At 70.4% G+C, this 20,740-nt stretch carries 17 protein-coding genes and 1 pseudogene; 6 read left to right on the top strand and 12 right to left on the bottom strand.

Annotation, left to right across the window (positions count from 1 at the left end; all coding sequences use genetic code 11):
* Nucleotides 1-6: 6 nt before the first annotated feature.
* From ABZ919_RS20005 to ABZ919_RS19990, 4 genes are all read right to left on the bottom strand, one after another.
* Nucleotides 7-591, bottom strand: a complete 585-nt coding sequence (locus ABZ919_RS20005; protein WP_361249327.1) for a nucleotide exchange factor GrpE — start codon at nt 589-591, stop codon at nt 7-9.
* A 10-nt stretch (nt 592-601) separates the two neighbouring features.
* Nucleotides 602-2,506 carry a molecular chaperone DnaK gene (gene dnaK / locus ABZ919_RS20000; RefSeq protein WP_361249324.1) on the bottom strand — a complete coding sequence of 635 codons (1,905 nt, stop codon included), beginning with the start codon at nt 2,504-2,506 and terminating at the stop codon, nt 602-604.
* A gap of 585 nt (nt 2,507-3,091) precedes the next feature.
* Nucleotides 3,092-3,658 carry a type 1 glutamine amidotransferase domain-containing protein gene (locus ABZ919_RS19995; protein WP_361249321.1) on the bottom strand — a complete coding sequence of 189 codons (567 nt, stop codon included), beginning with the start codon at nt 3,656-3,658 and terminating at the stop codon, nt 3,092-3,094.
* A gap of 322 nt (nt 3,659-3,980) precedes the next feature.
* Nucleotides 3,981-4,430, bottom strand: a complete 450-nt coding sequence (locus tag ABZ919_RS19990) for a DUF1931 family protein (protein ID WP_361249319.1) — start codon at nt 4,428-4,430, stop codon at nt 3,981-3,983.
* Nucleotides 4,431-5,102: 672 nt separating this feature from the next.
* Between ABZ919_RS19990 and ABZ919_RS19985 the strand changes: the two genes are divergently transcribed.
* Together ABZ919_RS19985 and ABZ919_RS19980 are read left to right on the top strand one after the other, a co-directional pair.
* Nucleotides 5,103-5,480, top strand: a complete 378-nt coding sequence (locus ABZ919_RS19985) for a DUF2267 domain-containing protein (RefSeq protein WP_361249316.1) — start codon at nt 5,103-5,105, stop codon at nt 5,478-5,480.
* 83 nt (nt 5,481-5,563) lie between these two features.
* A complete protein-coding gene (locus ABZ919_RS19980; protein WP_361249313.1) occupies nt 5,564-6,619 on the top strand; it encodes an LLM class oxidoreductase in 1,056 nt (351 codons plus the stop codon).
* A 41-nt stretch (nt 6,620-6,660) separates the two neighbouring features.
* Here the strand turns inward: ABZ919_RS19980 and ABZ919_RS19975 are convergent, their stop codons facing one another.
* From ABZ919_RS19975 to ABZ919_RS19965, 3 genes are all read right to left on the bottom strand, one after another.
* A complete protein-coding gene (locus tag ABZ919_RS19975; protein ID WP_361249312.1) occupies nt 6,661-7,269 on the bottom strand; it encodes an NAD(P)H-dependent oxidoreductase in 609 nt (202 codons plus the stop codon).
* Between the two features lie 12 nt (nt 7,270-7,281).
* Entirely contained in the window at nt 7,282-8,127 is an 846-nt protein-coding gene (locus tag ABZ919_RS19970) for an aldo/keto reductase (protein ID WP_361249309.1), read from the bottom strand.
* Nucleotides 8,128-8,228: 101 nt separating this feature from the next.
* Nucleotides 8,229-9,503, bottom strand: a complete 1,275-nt coding sequence (locus tag ABZ919_RS19965; RefSeq protein ID WP_361249737.1) for an MFS transporter — start codon at nt 9,501-9,503, stop codon at nt 8,229-8,231.
* A 215-nt stretch (nt 9,504-9,718) separates the two neighbouring features.
* Between ABZ919_RS19965 and ABZ919_RS19960 the strand changes: the two genes are divergently transcribed.
* On the top strand, nt 9,719-10,618 hold the full coding sequence (locus tag ABZ919_RS19960; RefSeq protein WP_361249306.1) for a LysR family transcriptional regulator: 900 nt from the start codon (nt 9,719-9,721) through the stop codon (nt 10,616-10,618).
* Nucleotides 10,619-11,201: 583 nt separating this feature from the next.
* Here ABZ919_RS19960 and ABZ919_RS19955 read toward each other — a convergent pair.
* Nucleotides 11,202-11,582: a DUF2267 domain-containing protein gene (locus ABZ919_RS19955; protein WP_361249303.1), complete on the bottom strand. Its 381-nt coding sequence runs from the start codon at nt 11,580-11,582 to the stop codon at nt 11,202-11,204.
* Between the two features lie 359 nt (nt 11,583-11,941).
* On the opposite strand from ABZ919_RS19955, the gene ABZ919_RS19950 reads away from it, so the two are divergent.
* Nucleotides 11,942-13,366: an NAD-dependent succinate-semialdehyde dehydrogenase gene (locus ABZ919_RS19950; protein ID WP_361249300.1), complete on the top strand. Its 1,425-nt coding sequence runs from the start codon at nt 11,942-11,944 to the stop codon at nt 13,364-13,366.
* A gap of 187 nt (nt 13,367-13,553) precedes the next feature.
* Here ABZ919_RS19950 and ABZ919_RS19945 read toward each other — a convergent pair whose 3' ends face one another.
* The 3 genes from ABZ919_RS19945 to ABZ919_RS19935 form a co-directional block, all read right to left on the bottom strand.
* Entirely contained in the window at nt 13,554-14,543 is a 990-nt protein-coding gene (locus ABZ919_RS19945) for a cytochrome d ubiquinol oxidase subunit II (RefSeq protein ID WP_361249298.1), read from the bottom strand.
* Nucleotides 14,540-15,955, bottom strand: a complete 1,416-nt coding sequence (locus ABZ919_RS19940) for a cytochrome ubiquinol oxidase subunit I (protein ID WP_361249295.1) — start codon at nt 15,953-15,955, stop codon at nt 14,540-14,542. The genes ABZ919_RS19945 and ABZ919_RS19940 overlap by 4 nt, the downstream gene beginning before the upstream one ends.
* Nucleotides 15,956-17,080: 1,125 nt before the next feature.
* Entirely contained in the window at nt 17,081-17,401 is a 321-nt protein-coding gene (locus ABZ919_RS19935) for a DUF2795 domain-containing protein (protein ID WP_361249292.1), read from the bottom strand.
* A gap of 313 nt (nt 17,402-17,714) precedes the next feature.
* Here ABZ919_RS19935 and ABZ919_RS19930 point away from each other — a divergent pair.
* Nucleotides 17,715-17,884: pseudogene (locus ABZ919_RS19930) on the top strand (transposase); the annotation flags it as partial.
* Between the two features lie 111 nt (nt 17,885-17,995).
* On the opposite strand, the gene ABZ919_RS19925 reads toward ABZ919_RS19930, so the two are convergent.
* The gene (locus ABZ919_RS19925; protein ID WP_361249289.1) at nt 17,996-19,777 is read right to left on the bottom strand and encodes a helix-turn-helix domain-containing protein; all 1,782 of its coding nucleotides are present in this window, start codon (nt 19,775-19,777) and stop codon (nt 17,996-17,998) included.
* A 757-nt stretch (nt 19,778-20,534) separates the two neighbouring features.
* Here ABZ919_RS19925 and ABZ919_RS19920 point away from each other — a divergent pair.
* Entirely contained in the window at nt 20,535-20,732 is a 198-nt protein-coding gene (locus ABZ919_RS19920; protein ID WP_361249286.1) for a hypothetical protein, read from the top strand.
* Nucleotides 20,733-20,740: the final 8 nt, after the last annotated feature.

Below are 20,740 nucleotides of genomic sequence, written 5' to 3'. Positions count from 1 at the left end.
GGCCGCTCACTCCCGCTTGGCGACGGTCACGGCGGCCGGCCTCAGCTGCCGCTCGGCCTCGCCGTAGCCAGGGCGCAGCACCTGCACCACGGTGTTCGGTTCGGCGTCGGCGTCCTGGACCACGCCGACGACCTCGTGCCGGGCGGGGTCGAACGGGACGCCGGTCTCGGCGTGACGCTCGTACCCAAGGCGTTCAAGGATGGACACGGCCTGGTCGCGCACGGCGCGAACCCCCTCGACGATCGCCCCGGGGTCGGAGCCCGCGTGGTTCAGGGCCAGTTCGAGGTTGTCGATGACGGGAAGGAAGGCCGCCGCCGTGCGGGCGCGTTCGACCGCGCGCTCCCGGTCCAGTTCCCTGGCGTGTCGCTTGCGCAGGTTGTCCAGGTCGGCGAGGGCACGCCGCCAGCGGTCCTCGACCTCTTTCAGCGCGGCCGCGTACTCGTCCTCGGCCCCGGCCGGACCGGTGGCCGCGTCGGGCCCCGGTTCGGCCTGCGTGGTCGGCGGCGCGGGCTCGGGCAGGTCGCCCTGTGGCGGTCGTGCGGCGCCTTCGGGCGGTAGGTCGGACGATCGGTCCTGGGGAGGGATCGGCATGGCGGGTACCTCAGCCCTTGTCGAACTCGGCGTCGATCACGTCTTCGTCGGCGCCGGCACCGCCCTGCCCGGAGCCGTCCGGCCCGGTGGTGTCCGACGGACCACTGGCCGCCGCGGCTTCGGTCTGGTGGGCGGCGAGCCCGGCGTAGACCTGCTGGAGTTCGGAGATCAGCGGCCTGGCCTTGTCCACTCCGGCCTCGTTCTTGACCGCGTCGCGGGCCTCTGCCACCAGCATCTCGGCACGGGCCTTTTCGTGCGCGGGCGCGGCGTCGCCCAGTTCGTTCAGACGCTTTTCGACCTGGTAGGCGATCGCGTCGAGTTCGTTGCGGGCGTCGACGGCCTCGCGGAGTGCCTGGTCCTGGCCCCGGTTGCTTTCGGCCTCCTGGACCATGCGTTCGACCTCGCTGCGGTCCAGGTTGGAGCTCTCGCTGATGGTGATGCTCTGTTCCTTGCCGGTGTCCTTGTCGCGCGCGCTGACGTTGAGGATGCCGTTGGCGTCGATGTCGAAGGTGACCTCGATCTGCGGTTCGCCCCGCGGCGCCGGCCGGATGTCGGTGAGCTGGAACCGGCCGAGGACCCGGTTGTCGGCGGCCAGCTCGCGCTCACCCTGGAGGACGACGATGTCGACGGCCGGCTGGTTGTCCTCGGCGGTGGAGAAGGTCTCGCTGCGGCGCACCGGGATGGTGGTGTTCCGCTCGATGATCTTCGTCATCACTCCGCCGCGCGTCTCCACGCCCAGCGACAGGGGCGTGACGTCGAGCAGCAGGACGTCCTTGACCTCGCCCTTGAGCACCCCGGCCTGGATCGCGGCGCCCAGGGCCACGACCTCATCGGGGTTCACGCTCATGTTGGGTTCCTTGCCGCCGGTCAGGCGGCGCACCAGTGCCTGGACGGCGGGGATGCGGGTGGAACCGCCGACGAGGATGACCTCGTCGATGTCGCTCTCGCCGACCTTGGCGTCGGCCATGGCCTGCTGGACCGGACCGAGGCAACGCTCCACCAGGTCGCCGGTGATCTGCTCGAACGTGGAGCGCATGATCGAGTCGGTGAGATGCTTGGGCCCGGAGGCGTCGGCGGTGATGAACGGCAGGCTGACCTGGGTCTGGGTGACGGAGCTGAGCTCGGTCTTGGCCTTCTCCGCCGCCTCGAACAGGCGTTGCAGCGCCTGCGGGTCCTTGCGCAGGTCGATGCCGTTCTCCTTCTGGAAGTCGTCCGCGAGGTAGTCGACCAGACGCCGGTCGAAGTCGTCGCCGCCCAGATGGCTGTCACCCGCCGTGGAACGCACCTCGACCACGCCGTCGCCGACATCGAGGATGCTCACGTCGAAGGTGCCGCCGCCCAGGTCGAAGACGAGGACGGTCTCGTGCTGCTTCTTGTCCATGCCGTACGCGAGGGCGGCCGCCGTCGGCTCGTTGATGATCCGCAGCACTTCCAGTCCCGCGATCCGTCCGGCATCACGGGTCGCGGTGCGCTGGGCGTCGTTGAAGTAGGCGGGCACCGTGATGACCGCCTCCGTGACCCGTTCCCCCAGCTGCTTGGAGGCGTCGTCGGCGAGTTTGCGCAGCACAAGGGCGCTGATCTCCTCAGGCGCGTACAGCTTGTCACGCACCTTGAACCGGGCCTCGCCGTTGTCTCCCGGGACGACGTCGTAGGCGACGGCCTTGGCCTCGTCGGGGATCTCGTCGAAGTGCCGGCCGATGAACCGCTTGGCCGAGTAGATGGTGCCCTTGGGGTTGAGGATCGCCTGGCGCCGGGCCAGCTGGCCCACCAGACGTTCCCCGGTGTCGGTGAAGGCCACCACGGACGGTGTCGTGCGGTTGCCCTCGCTGTTGGGGACGACGGACGGCTCGCCGCCCTCCCACACGGCGATCACCGAGTTGGTGGTGCCCAGATCGATGCCCACTGCCTTGGCCATGAGGAACTCCTTCCGCGGCGGTCGACGTCCGTCGGCGACCGTTCATCCTCCGGGCCCTGTCCGCCCGGCTTCGAAACTCGTTCAGCTGGGGGGTCGCTGCGCGGGCGGCCGCCCCTGGAGGGCGCTCTCCGTGTTCGCGCCGGCCCGCTGTCCAGCCCGGCGACCAGCCGGACGGCCTCATCGGCGACGTCCTCGTCCACCACGACGTCGTACCGGCTGGGCTCCCTCGAGCGGACCGAGGCGAAGTCTGCGGGCCTGCTCGGTCATTGGCCACTCCTTCCGCCGACGGACCGCCGTGCGGTCCCTACAGGCCCCAGAGTGACTGTTCGCCCGGTCACCCCGCCTGCGCCCAGCGGGTCGAAAAGTGGCACCACCCGTCGGTCTGCGAGGACAGGAGGCGGGACGGCGATCCGGGTTCGCGGCTCGCGGCGGGGTACCTCAGGGATCGGCCCGGCATGAGGTAGCGGGGCTCACGAATGTTCCGAGGCAAGTGTTCCGACGCAACTGACCAGCCCGTGAGGTGGAGAGCGAGCCCACGGCCACCGTGCACCGCCTGCTCCCACCGCCTGCGACCAGGCCGCCGGGTCAGCCGGGTATGGGGTGGTGCGTCCGGGCGAACTGCTCCACGACGGCGGCGCAGAAGGCAGGCAGGTCGGCCGGGCCGCGGCTGGTGACCAGTTGCCCGTCGACGACCACCTCCTGGTCGGCGACGACCTCCGCGCCGGCGTTGCGCAGATCGGTGCGGATGCTGGGCCAGGACGTCAGGCGACGGCCGCGCACGGCGTCGGCTTCCGCCAGGGTCCACGGGCCGTGGCAGATCGATGCGACCGGCTTCCCGCTGGCCATGAAGTCTCTGACGAACTGCACCGCGTCGCGGTCCATGCGCAGCTGGTCGGGGTTCATGGTGCCGCCGGGCAGGAGCAGGGCGTGGTAGTCGTCGACGGAGGCGTCGGCGACCAAACGGTCCACGGGGAAGGTTCCTGCCGCGTTGAGGTCGAACTGGCGGGCCTGGATCTCGCCGGGATGGAGCGAGACGATCTCGGTCTTCGCCCCTGCTCCCTGCAGCGCACCGCGCGGCTGGTCGAGTTCCACGCGCTCGACGCCGTCGGTGGCCAGAATCGCCACCCGCATCCCCTGCAGTGCCTGTGTCATGGTACGGCTCCCTTCGAGTCGCCGGTTGTACGACGCGAGCGGCAGGGACACCCGGCAGGGCCCGTCCGGATTCTTTTCCGGACCGGGGACTGCAAGCCGCGGCCGAGGGCGCCCCGGGCATGTATCAGCCGGAGCTGCCGTCCGGGTGGAGGACGACTGTGGAGGACGACTTTGGTCCAAGCCCAGCCGTCGCCGCGGGCGTCGTGCTGGTATCCCTCTGCTGCCTCGTTCGGTAGGAGTTCGTGGAACCAGAACACCTACGCGCGCGTTGAGGACCTCGGCATGTCGGTTCAGATCGGTGACATGCGCCGGGGCGCGACTGCTACAGCAGCCGGTCGAACACCGCGGTCACGCCGTCCCAGTGGCTGGTCTGCGGGTTCTTGACATCCGGGTACATGATTTTGAACGTCTCGGCGAGGGCGACGCTGAGACCGCCGATGATCTCGGGGTAGCGCTCTTCGGTCTCCTGGGTGGGTGTCCTGTCGAGGGGAGGGTGCGCGGCGAGCTGTTCCAGAATCGGCTTCAGCTCGACCTCCTCGTCGAGCCGCCGGAACCGGTGGATGCTCTCCTGGAGGCCCTTGGTGATCGGCAGGTCCCACCGTTCGACGGTATCCCGGCCGTTGGCCTTGGCCGACGCCTGGCCGACGACCAGGAGGTCGTAGAGCTTGGCGTCGACGAAGTCGCCGTACCGCTTCAGGTCGTTCTTGTCCACGTCGAGGCCTGCGGCGGCGCGGAAGAACCTCTCGAACTTCGACACACCCATCACGGTCATGCCTCTCGCCTCCTCACCGGGAACCGGACGGCGTCATTCGCTCCCGCCAGCGCCGCCATCAGCTGTTACCGGTCGAGATTCGCAGAGTCCGCCCGCTGGGCGCCTCCGCACCCGAGGCCGAAAAAGGACACCCCCTCCTACCCTGGCAGAGCATGAAATGCGCAGGGACCCCCGGCCAGCCGTACGGCCCTCCCTCCGCAGGAAGCTGCGCGGCGCTGCAGCGCCGCGCGCGGGTGAGAGCCGCGCCGGGTGTCCCCGAGGTCCATCGACCTCGCAGTGTGGCTGATGGACATCGCCCGACAGCTCGCCGCCGTCGAACGCTCTCGACGCCGAACGGGCCGAACGGGCCGGCCGGAAACGCGACGGCGGGAATGCCGACCGCGCCCCACAGGCACGGCGCCCTGACGCACATCCGGCAGACCGGCGGCGGTGTCCCCTTCGCCGTGGCGGAGGCCGTCTGCACTTGTGCTCGGAGGTCTATGGAGCCCGTCGCTTTTCCGCCCGCCGGGAGCAGGCAGGGTGGGGCCCACATCGGGAGCATGGAAATGGCCTCCGCTGAGGCGCATGCACCATGACGCCCAGCCCGCTCCCCCCACACCCACGACGCACCCTTCGGTGACTGTCTCAGGTCCCGCGCCAGGCAGTTGGAAAGCTTCAGAAAGGGAACGGCTCATGGACTACAAAACCTTCCTCGACACCATCACCCGGCGCGCCCCTGTCCCCCCGGAGAAGGTGGAGCCCCTCACCCGTGCCACCCTGGAAACCCTGGCCGAGCGGCTCACCAGGGGTGAGGCGGAGGACCTCGCGTCCGAACTGCCCAAGCCGCTGAAGGAACCGCTGGTCTCTCCCACTCCGGAGGCCGAGCGCTTCGGACTCGACGAGTTCATCAATCGGGTGAGCAGGCGAGCAGGGGTGAGCCCGGACGAGGCCCGCGAGGGCGTACGGGCGGAGCTGAGCACCCTGAGGGACGCGGTCAGTGATGGCGAGTTCCGCCACGTACTATCCCAGCTGCCCCGGGACTTCGAGACTCTCGTCGGCGCCCCGGGCTAGAAGGAGCCAGGTCGGCGCCGTCCTCGAGGAGACGGAACCGGCCGTACTCACGGCGGCCACCGTCACACTGGCCGGAGGATCGCATGACACAATCGACAGTTCCTTCAGCCGGCGCACCCGTGGACGTCGAAGGCGGTGCGCAGCGGCCGTTCTCCGAGCACGCGGCCATGGCCAGGGCGTATCCCGGCGGCAGGATGACCGTTGGCGCCATCACGCCCCTGGAGGGCTTCGACGGGCCCGTGCCGTCCCTGGCCGGGCACATCGAGCGGATCCAGCAGGCGGAGCGGGCCGGCTTCGCCTCGGTGTGGGTTCGTGACGTGCCGCTGCTGGACCCGAGCTTCGGGGACGCCGGGCAGGTCTTCGACCCGTGGGTGTACCTGGGGCAGCTCAGTGCCCGCACCACCTCGATCACACTGGGGACCGCCAGCATCGTCATGCCGCTGCGGCATCCCTTGCACACCGCCAAGGCGGCCGCCTCGGTGGACCAGCTGTCAGGCGGACGGCTCCTGCTCGGGGTGGCCACCGGTGACCGGCCCGTGGAGTTCCCGGCCTTCGGTCAGGACCCGGGCAGCCGGGCCGAGAGGTTCCGGCAGTCGCTGGAGTACTTCCGTGTCGTCCTCGAGCACCGTTTCCCGCACGTGGAGTCGCAGCTCGGCCGGATGCGCGGCACCGATCTGCTGCCCAAGCCGGTGTACCGGCGGATCCCCGTACTGATGACGGGACGCGGCAGGCAGGACGTTGGGTGGATCGCCGACAACACGGACGGCTGGCTGTACTACACCCCGCCGCTCCAGCAGCAGGCCGAGAACATCGAGCGGTGGCGGGAGCTGACCCGGGGCGAGGGCGGTGGGTTCAAGCCGTACGCGCAGGCCACCTATCTGGATCTGACCGAGGACCCGCTGGCCCTGCCCCGGCGCATCCACCAGGGCTTCTCGGTGGGCCGGGTGTCGTTCCTGGCGATGATGCAGGCCTGGCAGGACATCGGCATCGACCAGTTGATGATCAATTTCAAGCACAGCCGCCGTCCGGTCGCCGAAGTGATCGACGAACTGGCCGAACACGTGCTGCCGCACTTCCCACCCGGGCGCTCCGGGGCGCGCGGCGAGCACCAGCGGCCCGTGGAGCGGACCGGGCCCTGAGGAAGCGGGACCCCGGCGCCCCCTGCGTGACAGGGCCGGGCTCAGTCCCGGACGGCCCCGGACGGCCGCTCCTGCGCGTAGTCGCACGTGCCCTCCGCCCGGAACTGCAGGGCCGCCCTGGTCACCTCCGCGCCGAGGCCGCGCAATTGGTCCGCGACCGCCTGGTCGGTGAGGCGACCGTCGCCGTCGAAGACCCGGGAGGACCGCGGGACCGCGAACACCAGCGGCACGGCCCAGCCGCGCAACGACCGCACGATGAACTCCATCGCGTTGATCGCCTGCAGGCCCTGCACCCCACCGGCGGTCGTCAGCATCCCCACGGGTTTGTTGCTGAGGTAGGGCGGGTCGTGGTCGGCCAGGAGGGCGAGCCAGTCCACCGCGTTCTTGAACGCGCCGCTGACCGACCCGTGGTAGGTCGGGCTGCTCCACAGCAGGGCGTCGGCGGCCTGAACGGTGTCCGCAAGCCGGCGGGCGGACGCGGGGATCCCGTGCTCGGACGTGTAGAACGGAAGAGCCAGCCGCTTGAGGTCGATCACCACGGTGCCGGCGCCCGCATCGGCAGCCCCCTCGACCGCCACACACAGTGCGGTGAGGCTGGTCGACGGGGTGCGCAGCGAACCTCCCATTCCGACGACGAGCGGGCGCGCCATCCTGTCAACTCCTTAGAGCATCTCCAGGGGCGTGGGCCCGCTGGGTGGCGGGAACGCCTCGTCGAGGACGTCGAGCGCCTCGGTGGGAAGGTGGAGGTCCGCTGCGCCGCGGTTCTCCCGAACGTGGTCGGGTGATCCGGAACGCGGGATCGCGGCCACCCCCTGTTCCAGCACCCAGGCGAGTGCCACCTGGGCCGGCGTTGCTCCGAGGGCCCGGGCCACGGCATCCAGTGCCTCGACGTTCAGGAGCCGCCCCTGCTCGATCGGGGAGTAGGCCATGACCGTCACCCCGGCCTCACGGCACCAGGGGAGAAGATCCCACTCGACGCCGCGCCGGGAGAGATTGTACAGCACCTGGTCGACGGCCGCGGCGTCGCCACCGGGGAGGGTGGTCAGCTCGGCCATGTCGGCGACGTCCAGATTGCTCACGCCCCAGTATCGGATCTTCTCCGCCTCCATCAGGTCGGTGAATCCGGCAAGGGTCTCCTCGAGCGGCCACCGTCCCCGCCAGTGCAGCAGGTACAGGTCCAGCCGTTCCGTACGGAGCCGCCGCAGGCTGTCCTCGCAGGCGGCGACGGTGCCCTTGCGGTCGGCGTGGCCGGGCAGCACCTTGCTGACGAGGAAGACTTCTTCCCAGCGTCCCCGGAGGGCCTGCCCGACGAGCTCCTCGGCTGCGCCGTCGCCGTACATCTCCGCCGTGTCGACGACGGTCATGCCCAGGTCCACGCCCAGCCGCAGCGCGGCGACCTCCTGTTCACGCCGGGCCGGGTCCTCGCCCAGGTACCAGGTGCCCTGCCCGAGCGCCGCAATCTCGTCACCGGCGGGCAGCACAATCGTTCGGGCCGATTCCGCAGACATCTCGGGCCTCCCGTCTGCCGCGGATCCGTGTCACGCGCACCCGCACCGGGTGCCCAGGTCCGGGCCTCCCAGACAGCCGTGTCCCATGCGCCGCAGGGAGGTCAGGAGGGGCGAGCGGACTGCGCCGGCACCTCGCCGGGACCGGGTGCGCGATCCCGCAACGCAACGACCACCGACACAACGGCGCCGCAGGAGAGGACCGTCGCGAAACCGATCATCGCGGTCTGCACGGCGAAGTGCCGCAGGGCGATGCTGAACAGGACGGAGGGCAGGCCCATTCCCAGGTACGCGACGACGAAGAACACGGCGAGGACCCCCGCGCGTGAGGCCGGCTCGGCCACTGAACCGGCGCGTTCGACTCCCCCCTTGAACAGCAGCCCGGAGCCGGCTCCCGACAGGGACACGGCGACCAGGTAGAGCCAGAGAGACGGGTGGTGGAGGGCGACGGCGCACAGGACCAGCCCGACCGGAAAGACCACTGCCCCCACGGTCAGGAGCCGGGGCAGTGGGAGGCGGCCCAGCACCAGCTGGGCGGCCGCCGCGGAACCGAACATGAGGAAGGCCGCCAGGCCGACCACGAGGTGCGAGTCGGTGTGCAGGGTGCCGTGGAGCACACTCGCCCCGAGGGAGGAGATCAGGCCGAGGATCGCGAAGGCGAAGGCGCCCAGCGCGCCGGCCGCGCCGAACGCCCGCCGGCCGCCGGGGCGCAGGACGAACCTGCTGGGCGGTTGGGCCGCGGGCAACTCCAGGTCCACGGTCTCCGGCGTGCACAGCACCAGCGCCAGGCACACTGCCATGGCGAGCGTGAAGATCGCCTGGGCAGTGATCAGGGGCATGGGAAGCCACTCGGCGGCGGCTCCGGCGACCAGGGGCCCTGAGGCCAGGCCGCCGAGGTTGGCGGCGGTGGCCACGATGCCGGGCAGCACCGAACCCGTCCGTTCCGGACGGACCTCGTGGTGGAGGTCGTGCAGGTACGTCGTCGCGGTCGAGGCCATCAGCCCCAGTCCGACACCGTTCAGGATCCTGCCCGCGATCAGCCCCGGCAGGTCCCGCCACACGATCAGTACGACCGACGCGACGATGCCGACCAGCAGCGCGGGGACGATGATGCGCCGCCGGCCGAGCCGGTCCGACAGGTGTCCCAGCCCCAGGAAGGCGGCCGCTGCGCCCACGACCATCGAGGCGTACGCCACCGTGACCGTGGTCGCGCCGAAGTGGTCCCGGGCCTCGTACAGCGGCCACAGCGGAGTCGGCGCGGTGCCGAAGGCCATGAGCACGGTGAAAGCCACCGCCACGAACCAGAAGCCGGTCGTGTGCGAGGCACGGCGCCGGGCGAGGGCGCGGGGCGGCAGTTCGGCGGGAGCGGGTGCTGGGATCCGGTGGGTCGGGTCGTCGGGAACGGGTGCTGGGATCCGGTGGGTCGGGTCGTCGGGAGCGTCGGCTGTGGGACGGCTCAGCGGCGTCGGAACGGCAGGCAGGGGTACCCCTCCTCGGGCGGAAGCGGATGACGCTTTCCATCCTCCTCACCAGCCAGAATCAATGCCAACGAATGTTTTTGCTGGTCTCCAGCAATGCGAGTGATACTTCTCGTGTGGAGCTACGTCAGCTGGAGCACTTCATCGCGGTCGCCGAGGAGCTGAGTTTCACGCGTGCCGCCCGTCGGCTGCACGTGGTGCAGTCAGGGGTGTCCGCCGCGATCCGCTCCCTGGAGCGCGAGCTCGGCTGCGCGTTGTTCGAGCGCACGTCGCAGCAGGTCCGGCTCACCGGGGCGGGCGCCGCGCTGCTGCCGGAGGCTCGGGCCACCCTGAACGCCGCCCAGGCCGCCCAGGACGCCGTGCGCGCCGCACAGGACACGCTGCGCGGCACGGTGAACGTGGGCGCCATGGCCTCGGTCGAAGTGGTGGATCTGCCTGCGCTCCTCGGGCAGCTGCACGCGCGGCACCCGGCGATCGACGTCCGGCTGCGGCTGGCGACGGCCGGCTCGGCGGGACTGGCGCACGCGCTGCTCAGCGGGGACCTTGACGTGGCCTTCCTGTCGCTGCCCGAACGCAAGCCCGCCGGGATCGACGCACAGGAGCTGGCCACCGTGCCGCTCGTCCTGGTGGTGAGCGCCGCCCATCCCCTGGCGCAGCGGGGAAAGGTGGCACTTGCGAATCTCGCGGGCGAGCCCTTCGTGGACTTCCCGCCGGGCTACGGCAACCGCGAGGTGGTCGACCGGGCGTTCGCGGCGGCGGGCGTCGTACGCCGGGTGGCACTGGAAGTGCCCGACATCGACATGGGGGCGGCACTGGTCCGGCACGGTCTGGGCATCGCCTTCCTGCCCGCGTTCGCCGTTGCCCGCACCCCCGGCCTGCACGTCCTGGACGTCCTGGACGTCCACGACACCACGCTCCGCTGGAGCATGCACCTCGGCACGTCGTCGACCCGGCGGCCCAGCTCGGCTCTGCGGGCGCTGCTCGACCTGGTCGACCTCCACGTCATCGCCCTGTGACGTCCGGGCCGCGGCCCGGACGTCCTGGCGAGCGTGTTCGCCACGGCTACGGTCCTGTTCATCAAACAGCGCCACCTGGAACCGCCCGGGAGAGGGAGCCGAACAGCCGCCAGGCGCGGTTGGCGTACACCGACCTCGACGCCGATCGGATAGAGCTGGGCCCGCCGCGGAAGAGTCAGTGAGAAAGATCGCCACGTCCCCTTCGGACCGTCCAGGTGGTTTCTGACGGCCTCGACGATGTCGGAGACGTCGGCCTGCTGGCTCACGCCGACCGGGGCGGTCAGTCGACCTGCCATCCGACCCGAGCACGGACTGCCCGGCGGAAAGGGTCGGGCAACCGGGGGGCGAGAGCCCGGGCGATCTCCGACGGCAGACCGGGGTCGGCCAGGCACGACACGCACGGATCTGCCGGACGAGGTCACGGGCACGTCAGCCGTCATGACCACCCCTTCGTGTGCACCGCGCGCCATGGCGGCCCCGAGGGACCGGCGATCCGCGGGTGTCACCCACTGTGCCCCGGAGTACACGCAGCGTCCGGGCCGCTGGCGCCGTGACACGGGCGCCGTGCCGAAGGCCCCGGGGGTCACCCGGCGGATTCGATGGCCCGGGAGAAGTCCGTTCCGAGCTGCGACATCAGGTCGTTGAACTCCTTCTCGCTGATCGCCTCGCGGAGTACGGCCAGTACGGTTCGCACACCCCGGTCGGCTTCCTCCTCCTTGAGCATGGTGCGTTCGGCCACGCGCTGCACGCTGGTGTGGTGGCCGAAGCGCTCGATGCGGTCCGTGGTTCCCCGGCGCACCGCCTCCGCGAGGCCCTCGGGGAGCTCGGTGATCAGGTCCCTGGCCTCTCCCTGGCTCAGCCTGTGGGCCAGCGTCTCGAGCGTGGCCCAGGTCAGGTCCGCTGCCTCCTGCCGGCTCAGTCCGGTGCGCTCGGCGACGGTACGGACGAATTCCTGCTCATCCATGGGTCGTCCTCCTTCGCTGCTGTGGTGGGACGAACGGCGCGGATCCCCTGCAAGCCTGCCACGCCGACCCGGCCCGCGCCCGCCCACGGACGGCGGTGACCACGACCACCCATTGACGCCTCCCTGCACCGTGGTGTGCAGGGCCTTGCCGGCCAGGTCGAGCTCGTCGTGTTGCACACAGGCGAAGAGCCGCACCATGAGAGCGTCGGCGTAGCCGAACTCGGGCGGCGACTCTGCGCATGCGACGTGAACAAGCAGAGGACCCGGGTGCCACAGCTTGCCGTGGCATGGGGCGAATCAGCACGTGTGAGCGGGTCCGGGCGTGGAAACCCGAGGTGTCCCGACTCCAGGGAGGCGTCATGAACGCCCATGTCACTGCCCAGGGGAGCCCCATCGCCACGGTCAACCCGTACACCGGTGAAAGGGTTCGTGAGTTCCCGGCGCTGAGCGCGGAGGACGTAGGGCGCGCGATCGACGCGGCGCACCGTAGCTTTCCAAACTGGCGTGCCCGGTCGACGGCCGACCGGGGAGCTCTCGTGCAACGCGCCGGCCGGCTCATGAGGGAGCGAAAGGAGGAACTGGCGCACCTCCTGACCCTTGAGGTCGGCAAGCTGATCAACTCGAGCCGTGCGGAGGTCGACCTCGCGTCCGACATCCTCACCTACTACGGCGAGCACGGCCCCGAGCTGCTGGAAGAACGACCCCTGCCGGTGCCCGAGGGCACGGCCGTGCTGGTGAACGAGCCGCTCGGCGTCCTTCTCGGTGTGATGCCGTGGAACTTCCCGCTGTACCAGGTCGTCCGATTCGCGGGTCCGAACCTCGTCCTCGGCAACACGATCCTGCTCAAGCACGCGAGTAGCTGCCCCCAGTCCGCACTGGCACTCGAGCAGCTGTTCACGGATGCGGGTGTGCCGACCGGGGTCTACACCAATCTCTTCGTGCGGGGCAGAGACGTCGGGAAGATCATCGATGACTCCCGAGTGCAGGGAGCGTCGCTGACCGGAAGCGAGCGGGCGGGCATGAGCTTGGGCGAGATCGCCGGCCGCAATGTCAAGACGTCCGTCCTCGAGCTGGGTGGCAGTGATCCCTTCGTCGTGCTGGACGGTCACAACCTCGAGCGCACCGTGTACGCCGCGTTCCTCGGCCGGATGGGCAACACCGGGCAGTGCTGCGTGGCGGCCAAGCGTTTCATCGCCCTTGCCGACGTCTACGACGCCTTCGTCACCGGGCTGCGTGACCGGATGAGCGAGGTGCAACCGGGAGATCCGGCGGAGCCCGCCACCACGCTCGGCCCGCTGTCCTCCGAGGCCGCGGCCGAACTCCTGATGGAGCAGGTTCGTGACGCGGTGGACAAGGGAGCCACGGTGGTGCTGGGCGGCGGGCGGCCCGACCTGCCGGGCGCCTTCGTCGAGCCGACCCTTCTCACCGATGTCACACCGGACATGCGGGCCTACCGGGAAGAGCTCTTCGGCCCCGTCGCCACCGTCTACCGGGTCGCCGACGAGGACGAGGCGGTGGCACTGGCCAACACCTCCGCCTACGGCCTGGGAGGCGCGGTCTTCGCCGCCGACCCGGAACGTGCTCGCGGAGTCGCGGACCGGCTGGAGGCGGGCATGGTGTGGATCAACCACCCGACCGCGTCCCGACCGGAGCTGCCCTTCGGCGGCATCAAGCGCTCCGGCTACGGGCGCGAACTCGGCGACGCGGGCATCTTTGAATTCGCGAACCGCAAGCTCGTGCGCTACGTGGACGCCGACGCCCCGATCGAAGAAGTGCTGGGCTGACTGCGTTGGATCACCCAGCGGCGGCGGCCCAATCGCTCGCTGGACGGGTGACGGTGTGCGCCGTCCGAGGGGTGGCGGTGACCGCGCTGGTGGAGACGGATCCTGTCGTACCGTCTCACCGCGCCCGCGACAGATCATGACCCCGGGACGACACCGCGCGCGGCGTTCCGGTGGCGGCAAGTCCCCGTCAGCCGAGCTTGCGTCGCAGTTGCAGGCTGTACAGCAGGAGGAGCGAGGGTGCGATCAGAACAACCGCGACGCAGGACACCAAGAACAGCACCCACAAGGTGGCCGTCGGAGCCGCCGCCTGTTGAATCGTCAGGTGGGTGCCCAGGAGGTACGGGTACTGAGCCACTCCCCATCCCCCGACGACGGTGGTGATCGCGAGGGCCGCCAGGGTGCGCACGACAGGAGGGCTGCCCCTGCGCAACAGGAGCAGCGCGGCCAGGCCGCACAGGCCCGAGACGACCAGGAGCGGTGCTCCCACCGTGCTGAGCTGGTGGAACAGGCGCGGGGAGTCCGCACGCAGTACGAACACGCCCACGAGCGCCACCAGTCCCGCAACGATGCCCGCCCCGAAGGCCCGGTGGCTGAACGCCTTTTCCAGGGAGGTGTCCGCTCGGTGCTGAGCCTGTCCGGTGAGGAACACGGCGGCGAGGTAGGCGCAGACGGTGACCGCGAGGACGCCGCCGAGAACGGAGGTCGGATTGAGCCAGCTGGACAGCGCGTCGCCGTGCCCGGCCGAGGGGACGCGACCGGAGGCGATCCCGCCCGCGACGGTGCCGAAGAAGAACGGGGTCAGCACCGACGAACAGGCGAAGGCGACACCGCTGATCAGCTCTCCCCGCCCTTGGGCCAGCGCGTGCCGGAAGGCGAAGCCCGAGCCCCTGGCCACGATCCCCAGCGCCGCCAGCCCCAGAGGGATGTACAGAGTGGTGGTCATGGCCGTGAACGCCTGGGGGAAGGCTGTCCAGATCGTGACGAAGCAGAAGATCAGCCATGTGTGGTTGGCCTCCCACACCGGGCTGATGGAGACGTTGATCAGCTCCCGTACGGGACGTCCCCGCGCGGCGCCGCCGGCTGTCAGATCCCAGAAGCCGGCCCCGTAGTCGGCGCCGCCGAAGAGGGCGTAGGCGATGACCCCGATGAACAGGACCACGGCGATGACCTCGCTCATGCGTCATCTCCTCCGAAGGGGTGCCCGTTCGTCGCCGGCGCCGCCCGGGGGCCGTACGGGACCACGGCGGCCTCGGTGCCCTCCTCCGACCAGCGGCGGCGCAAGGTTCGCAGGACGTACAAGGCGCCGACGGCGACACACGCGTAGATCACGAGGACCGTGGCGAACAGGGGCCACAGGTTCCCCTGCGTGGCGACGGCGTTCTCCGTCAGCAGGAGTCCCACGACCGTCCAGGGCTGGCGGCCGACCTCGGTCACCACCCAGCCGCTCTCCAGCGAGACGAGCGCGACCAGCCCGGAGACCGCGGAGCTTCGCAGGAACCAGCGGTTGGTCGGCACCTCGCGCCGCCGCCACCACAGCCAGGCGAACCAGAGTGCCAGCAGGAGCAGGAGCGATGCGGTTGCGACCATGACGTCGAAGGCGAGATGCACGTCGCTGAGGACCGAGTCCGTGGGGCGTACCGCTGCGGGGATCGCGTCGAAGCCCTTGATCGTGGTGGACGGAGTGAAACCGGCGAGGATCGAGGCCACGTCGGGAAGCTGGATGCCGTAGCGCACCTTGCCGTCGACGAAGATGCCGCCGAGGGTCTCCGGGACGTGATCACCGGTGGTCGGCAGGAGTTCGATGGCGGAGAACTTCGCCGGCTCCCTGTCGTACACCTGGCGGGCGATCGTGTCCCCGACGAGGAACTGCAGCGGCATGGCGATCGCGGCGACCGTGAACGGCACGGCGAACCCCAGCCGGTGGTAGTGGTCCCGGCGCCCCTTGAGCAGGCCCCACGCGTACACGCCCGCGACCATGAACCCCGCGACGATGTACGCCGCGAGGAGCATGTGCACCATCTCCCACCAGAACGCGCCGTTGAAGAAGACCTGGGAGGGGATCACGCCCACCACACGCCCGTTCCGCACCGCGATTCCGGCGGGCTGGTTCATCCAGCTGTTGGCCGCAATGACGGAGGCCGTTCCGCCGACACCCGCCAGGGTGACCACGACGCCGGTGAAGAAGTGCGGCCACGGGGGCAGCCTCTTCCAGCCGTAGATGTAGATGGCCACGAAGATTGCTTCGAGGAAGAAGAAGAGACCCTCTACGGCGAACGGAAACCCGAAGGCCGGCCCGTACTTGCCCATGAGCCCGGGCCAGAGCAGCCCCAGCTCGAACGTCAGCACGGTGCCGGACACGGCCCCCACCGCGAACAACACGGCGGCCACCTTGGACCACCGCTGCGCCAGGACCAGCGCCTGCTGATCGCCGCGGCGCAGCGCCCGGTAGTGGCAGACCAACATCATGAAGGTGAATGCGAGGCCGAAGGGCACCAGGATGATGTGGAAGCCCAGTGTGAACGCCATCTGCTCACGCGCGGGGAGCAGTTGTGGCGGGTCGGCGGCTGTTAGCAGGGCAGACAGCACCATGAACTCTCTTTCCGGCTCGGACGGCGGCGGACGATGCTCACGCCGTGGGGTGCTGACAGGCTGCCGGTGCCGGTGCCCGCGCGTGCCGGAGATTCACGCCGGTCGGCGCATGTCCGAGGGCGCGGCCGCCGACGAGGTCAGAGACGGCCGCTACGGTGTATCCGCCGGGTGCGGAGCACGGAGGTGGACCCGGCGCGGCGGGCGGGAGTGCGCGGGCGAGCGCGCGGACGGGCTCCGGGACGCGGAAGCCCGGCGGGACGCGGCGCCGCCGGATCGTGGTTGTTGCGGTGCGCCTGGAAGGTGCACACGGTGCCGGGGGCGGCGAAGAGGTTGCCGCGGGCGGCCTCCCACCCGGCCGCGGCATGCCCCGAGGCGCTTCGAGTCGGCTGGGGGCCGCGTTTTCCCGCGTTCTCCGCCACCTTTTCAAGGATCCTGTCCGTGTCATTCGAATCATTCACGGCCTTTACCTTTCGGCACTTCTAACCGGCCTGAAGAAAGATCCTCCTGAGCGGCCAGGTCGATCGACGACGGGGGAATGACGACGGGGGAATTCCGAGGATGCCTTGCCTTCCGCGCTCGATGGTAAACGGCCATTCCGCGGCAGTACGGCCGGCGGTGCCGGAGTACGAAGCGGTGTCGTCGAGGATGAGGATCCTGTCGGCTCGCCGAGCCGTTCGACCATGTAGTGCTGGAGGTCGTCGCGGAGCTCCTCGGCGTCCCAGCGGGGGCGCTCAGCCCGTCGTCGTACCTGCCGGCTGGGGATTCCATCCGTCAGCACCTTCCGCCACCCTTGCGGCCGAACCGTCGCGGGGCTGCACAGGCCCTGTCCAGAGGTGGTCGGGCCCGCAGGGTGTACGAGGCCGAGATGGTCGCCGCCCGCTTCGTGGACGGCCCGGAGCGGCGCCGCACCGCCGTGTGCCCGCCCGCCTGGCTGCGGCTGGTCCGGTCCGTGCGGGCCGTGCTGCCACCACTGGTGCCGCGCGTGGCTCGCCGGCAGGCTGCCCCGCCTGGAGGTGGAGGAGGAGCTCGCTCCGGCCGGGCCGCTCGGCGCCGGCGGCGACGCCGACCGGGCGGTGAGGCGGCATGCCCGCTGAGGGGTGCGGCCGGAACCGAGCGGCCCGGCCGTCAGCTGTCCAGCTCCTCCTCGATTGGCGGTTTCGGCACCTCGCGCAGATGCTGGGACTGTCCCGGCCTCCCGCCCTCCCGGGCCTGCTCGGCCCGCTGCGCCGGGCTCAGCCCCAGGTCGGAAGCGGGGTCCACGCGGACCGACCGGGCCACCTCCTCGCGGTTGGCGTACTGCTCGGCCGGGATGCCGCGCAGCGCCTTGACGACATCCGGCGCGGCACCCGACTGGCTCGCCGCTTCGATCAGCCTGTCCTTGCCGGCGGGGAAGTCGACATCCTTGATGGCCTCCACCACGTCCCGGGCGCTCGTACTGTGCGTCATGGCCCCTTCTCCCTCATCGGAATCCGGAATCCTGGGCCACCCGGGTAACCGGCAGGGGCCGCTCACTCACCTCCTTCACCCGCCGGATTTCCCCCGGTTTGCCGGTCTGGGCCGGGAGGACCCTGCCCGGCAGGAGGTGATCGTCGTGCCCGCACCCGGGAGCAAGAAGCACGACACCGAGCGCGCGAGGGCCCTGCAGCCTCGCCTGCTGGAGACGCATCAAGAAGGCCCACACATGAGCCCGGTTCTTGCGGAGTGGGGCTCCGAGCGCCGCGGTCACGCCCGGACCTCCGCCTGACGCCCGAGCACGGACTTGAGGACCTCCACCAGCGTTCCCTGCGCCAGCCAGAGCACGGATGCGGGTACGAAGATCGTGGGCCGCAAGCGATGCGTCGTGACCGACCTGCCGGCCTCCTCCTGGCGGTGCTGGTCACTGCGGCCGGTATCCAGGACTCCGCAGCCGGCACCCGGCTGCTCGACCAGGTCGCCCCCGGCCGTCCCGGCATCCGCAGGGCGGCCCAGATGCTCCTCCGCCGCCCGGCCCACCCACCGCAGCGCTGCTGACACCATTCCCACAGCAGTTCCAGCGAGGCGTCAGCCTGGCCCGCCCAGGATGATCTTCCACACTCGGGTCGCCACCTGGAGGTTCAGCCGGTCTTCGACGTTCGCGAGGTCGTTGCCGCTGATGTCGCGGATGCGCTGGAGGCGATAGCGCAGCGTGCTGCGGTGGATGGCGAGGGATTCTGCGGTCTCGTCGTAGTTGCCGCCGCAGTCGAAGTACCGGGACAGGGTCTCCACCAAGGTCGCGTGGTGCCGGGAGTCGTAGTCGATGAGCTGCCCGAGCCACTCCTGTACGAACGTCTCCAGTTCCCGGTAGTCGTTGCCGGGTCCCAGGATGCGGTAGAGGCCGAGCTCGTCGAAGAACGTCGTGCCGTAGCGGTCGCGGGAGTGGCGGCGCACGTCCAGGGCGCGCTGCGCCTCCTGGTAGTGGTGGGGGATGTCGTTCAGGGAATCGGAAGGGGCGCTCACCCCGATCGTCCCGGACCGTGTCCCGGTCTCCCGGGCGAGCGCCTCGTACAGCGCGCGGGCGTGCGGCCTGGCGTCGGCGACCAGGACGACGTGGTCGGAGCGTCGGGTCAGCAGCGAGCGCATGCCCACGGCAGAGGCCGCCCGCCCCACGGTCTGTGCGAAGGAATCGTCGGCGGTCCGGTTCGCCCACTGCACCACGACGACATAGTGGCTGCGGTGCAGGTCGTATCCGACTGCCTCGGACCGGGCGTAGGCGCTCGCCTCGTCCGTCCCTGCCAGGAGGTCGTCCACCAGCTCGCGGTGCAGCCTCAGCTCCACTTCGGCCAGATTGCGCAGGTGCGTCAGCTCGGGGGCGAGTGACGCGGCAGCGTATTCCAGCGCGAGCACGGTGTGCTCGTCGGCCTCGTCCCGGGCATCGACCAGGGCCAGCACACCCAGGATCTCGCCGTGCGGGCGGATCAAGGTGATCAGCCGGTCCCTTATCCGCACCGGCCCGGCCTGACGGGCGACGGCGTGCAGCATTTCGACCTGGCGCACGGGGTCCGGTTCGGGATAGGGGACGGGGCGGCTGGGGCCGGTCCAGGACCTCAGCCGACCGAAGCGGTCCTCGACCAGCGCGGGAAGTCCAGTGAGCCCGTGCAGCGCGCGGGTGACAGCTTCCTCGCCGCCACCCGAGGCAGCGACGCCGGCCATGAACGCGTGAAAGGCTCGCTCGAAGCCCAGCTCAGCCACCACAGAGATCAGCTGCCGCTGGAGGGCCGTGCGTTCCTCCCTCAGTCGGTGCAGCTCCAGTGCGTCCTCGCATCGACGGCGATGTGCGAAAGCGACTGACAGTGCAGCAGTGGTGTGCCGGACGAGCGTGGCGAGCAGAGATCGCTCGGCCTCGGTGGGCCGGGAGCGGGACGTCACCACGAGGTAGCCGTGGAGTCCCTCAAGTCCCCGCAGCCCCAGGGCCCGGCCCCAGGGCCTGCCGGGTACGGTCACGTTGCCGTCCTGCCCGGCCAGCTCCCGCACCCTCCGGCTCACGGCCAGGGCAGGCATCTGCCCGTCCCTCGGACTGGGGACCAGGTCGCCGCCCACATTGAGGTATCCGGCCTCGGCACTGTATGGCCCTGCGGCGGCTATGTGATCCATGGCCAGGCGCAGGATCTCGACTTCGTCCGGAGTGCCGAACAGGGCGCGGGAGAGGGCGACCAGTTCGTGGAGGGCATGGTCGGCTGGGGTGCGAGCGGGTGGGCGGGGCCCTCCGCGCGCGGCCGTGGGGTGCCGCCCGGCGCAGCCCACCGGAAGGCCGCCCTTCCGGTGGGAGTAGCGGTGGTGCAGGCTGTGCGCCCGAATGCCGGCCATGGGACCACTCCGTCCCTCGAAGCCTTCAGAGAACCGAGCGGCATGTCGCGTACCCGCTCACGGGCCGGCTACCCGAGATGTGTGGATCCTTTCTCTCGTACTCGTGGGGCGACCGGACCTGTGCATTCCTGACTCGCCAGACGCAGGCGTGGAGCCACCCGGTTCGTCATCCCGGGGAGTGCTCGAGACTCTCCGTGTGCACCGGTAGGAACCCGGCGTGGGCCACCTGGTGCGGCCCCTGCCGCATGGTCGGCCCCGCGCCCTCGGACAGGTCGCCCGCGACCTCGCCGGACGGATCAAGCCCGTCAAGGTCGACATCAACGAAATCCACGGGTCAATCGGCGGCGTCGAGGTGCAGGGGGGCCGGTGCCGACCCTCCTCGTCGTTCGGACCAGGGCGAGACGCTCGCCGGCAAGGCCGGCCCGGCACCCGCGGACGTCCTGCGTTCGTGGGTCGAGCAGGCGATGGCGGCCGGCAAACCACTGCAGGAGGGGCACCGCGGAAGCCCCCCGGAAGCGCGGAACAGAACTGCATATTCCCAGGTGCGAACCATGAGCTCCTCTACCGAAGCAGGCACCTTCGACCGGCCCGTCCGCCCCGCCGGGCGAAGAAGGCGGCCTGCCGCGAACCCACGAGAAGACGGAGATGAAGGGCGATGGTCGTGCCCCTGCGGAGCCACAGCCGTGGCGGAACAACGGAGCGGCGCCTCGGGTGGGCCCGCAACCCGCTGACTGAATTCGACGAACTGTTCACTCAGATGAGCGAATTGCCCGATCCACGGTGGGCGGTGCCGCGTCCGCAGCCGCGTGGACCCCCACTCGCGGACGTCACAGAGACCGACGACGCCTTCGAGGTCGAGATCTACCTCGCTGGTGTCAAGAGCGTCCCCAAGGCGGAGGTCACCAAGCCCCGTCACATCCGAATCACCGAGATCAACGAGAGCGGCGGTCATTGAGCCGAGGA

This window comes from Streptomyces sp. NPDC046759 (assembly GCF_040645475.1).
Classification (GTDB): Bacteria; Actinomycetota; Actinomycetes; order Streptomycetales; family Streptomycetaceae; genus Streptomyces.
Note: the sequence above shows the minus strand (reverse complement) of the source record. Positions and strands in the feature narration are given on the sequence as shown.

Bases quoted from the DNA above. Each gene is read 5' to 3' on its own strand.
- ABZ919_RS19920 (WP_361249286.1), top strand. From the start codon at position 20,535: ATGAGCGAATTGCCCGATCCACGGTGGGCGGTGCCGCGTCCGCAGCCG.
- ABZ919_RS19950 (WP_361249300.1), top strand. From the start codon at position 11,942: ATGAACGCCCATGTCACTGCCCAGGGGAGCCCCATCGCCACGGTCAAC.
- ABZ919_RS19945 (WP_361249298.1), bottom strand. From the start codon at position 14,543: ATGAGCGAGGTCATCGCCGTGGTCCTGTTCATCGGGGTCATCGCCTAC.
- ABZ919_RS19995 (WP_361249321.1), bottom strand. From the start codon at position 3,658: ATGACACAGGCACTGCAGGGGATGCGGGTGGCGATTCTGGCCACCGAC.
- ABZ919_RS19970 (WP_361249309.1), bottom strand. From the start codon at position 8,127: ATGTCTGCGGAATCGGCCCGAACGATTGTGCTGCCCGCCGGTGACGAG.
- ABZ919_RS19925 (WP_361249289.1), bottom strand. From the start codon at position 19,777: ATGGCCGGCATTCGGGCGCACAGCCTGCACCACCGCTACTCCCACCGG.
- ABZ919_RS19990 (WP_361249319.1), bottom strand. From the start codon at position 4,430: ATGACCGTGATGGGTGTGTCGAAGTTCGAGAGGTTCTTCCGCGCCGCC.
- dnaK (WP_361249324.1), bottom strand. From the start codon at position 2,506: ATGGCCAAGGCAGTGGGCATCGATCTGGGCACCACCAACTCGGTGATC.
- ABZ919_RS19935 (WP_361249292.1), bottom strand. From the start codon at position 17,401: ATGACGCACAGTACGAGCGCCCGGGACGTGGTGGAGGCCATCAAGGAT.
- ABZ919_RS19975 (WP_361249312.1), bottom strand. From the start codon at position 7,269: ATGGCGCGCCCGCTCGTCGTCGGAATGGGAGGTTCGCTGCGCACCCCG.
- ABZ919_RS19985 (WP_361249316.1), top strand. From the start codon at position 5,103: ATGGACTACAAAACCTTCCTCGACACCATCACCCGGCGCGCCCCTGTC.
- ABZ919_RS19940 (WP_361249295.1), bottom strand. From the start codon at position 15,955: ATGGTGCTGTCTGCCCTGCTAACAGCCGCCGACCCGCCACAACTGCTC.
- ABZ919_RS20005 (WP_361249327.1), bottom strand. From the start codon at position 591: ATGCCGATCCCTCCCCAGGACCGATCGTCCGACCTACCGCCCGAAGGC.
- ABZ919_RS19955 (WP_361249303.1), bottom strand. From the start codon at position 11,582: ATGGATGAGCAGGAATTCGTCCGTACCGTCGCCGAGCGCACCGGACTG.
- ABZ919_RS19980 (WP_361249313.1), top strand. From the start codon at position 5,564: ATGACACAATCGACAGTTCCTTCAGCCGGCGCACCCGTGGACGTCGAA.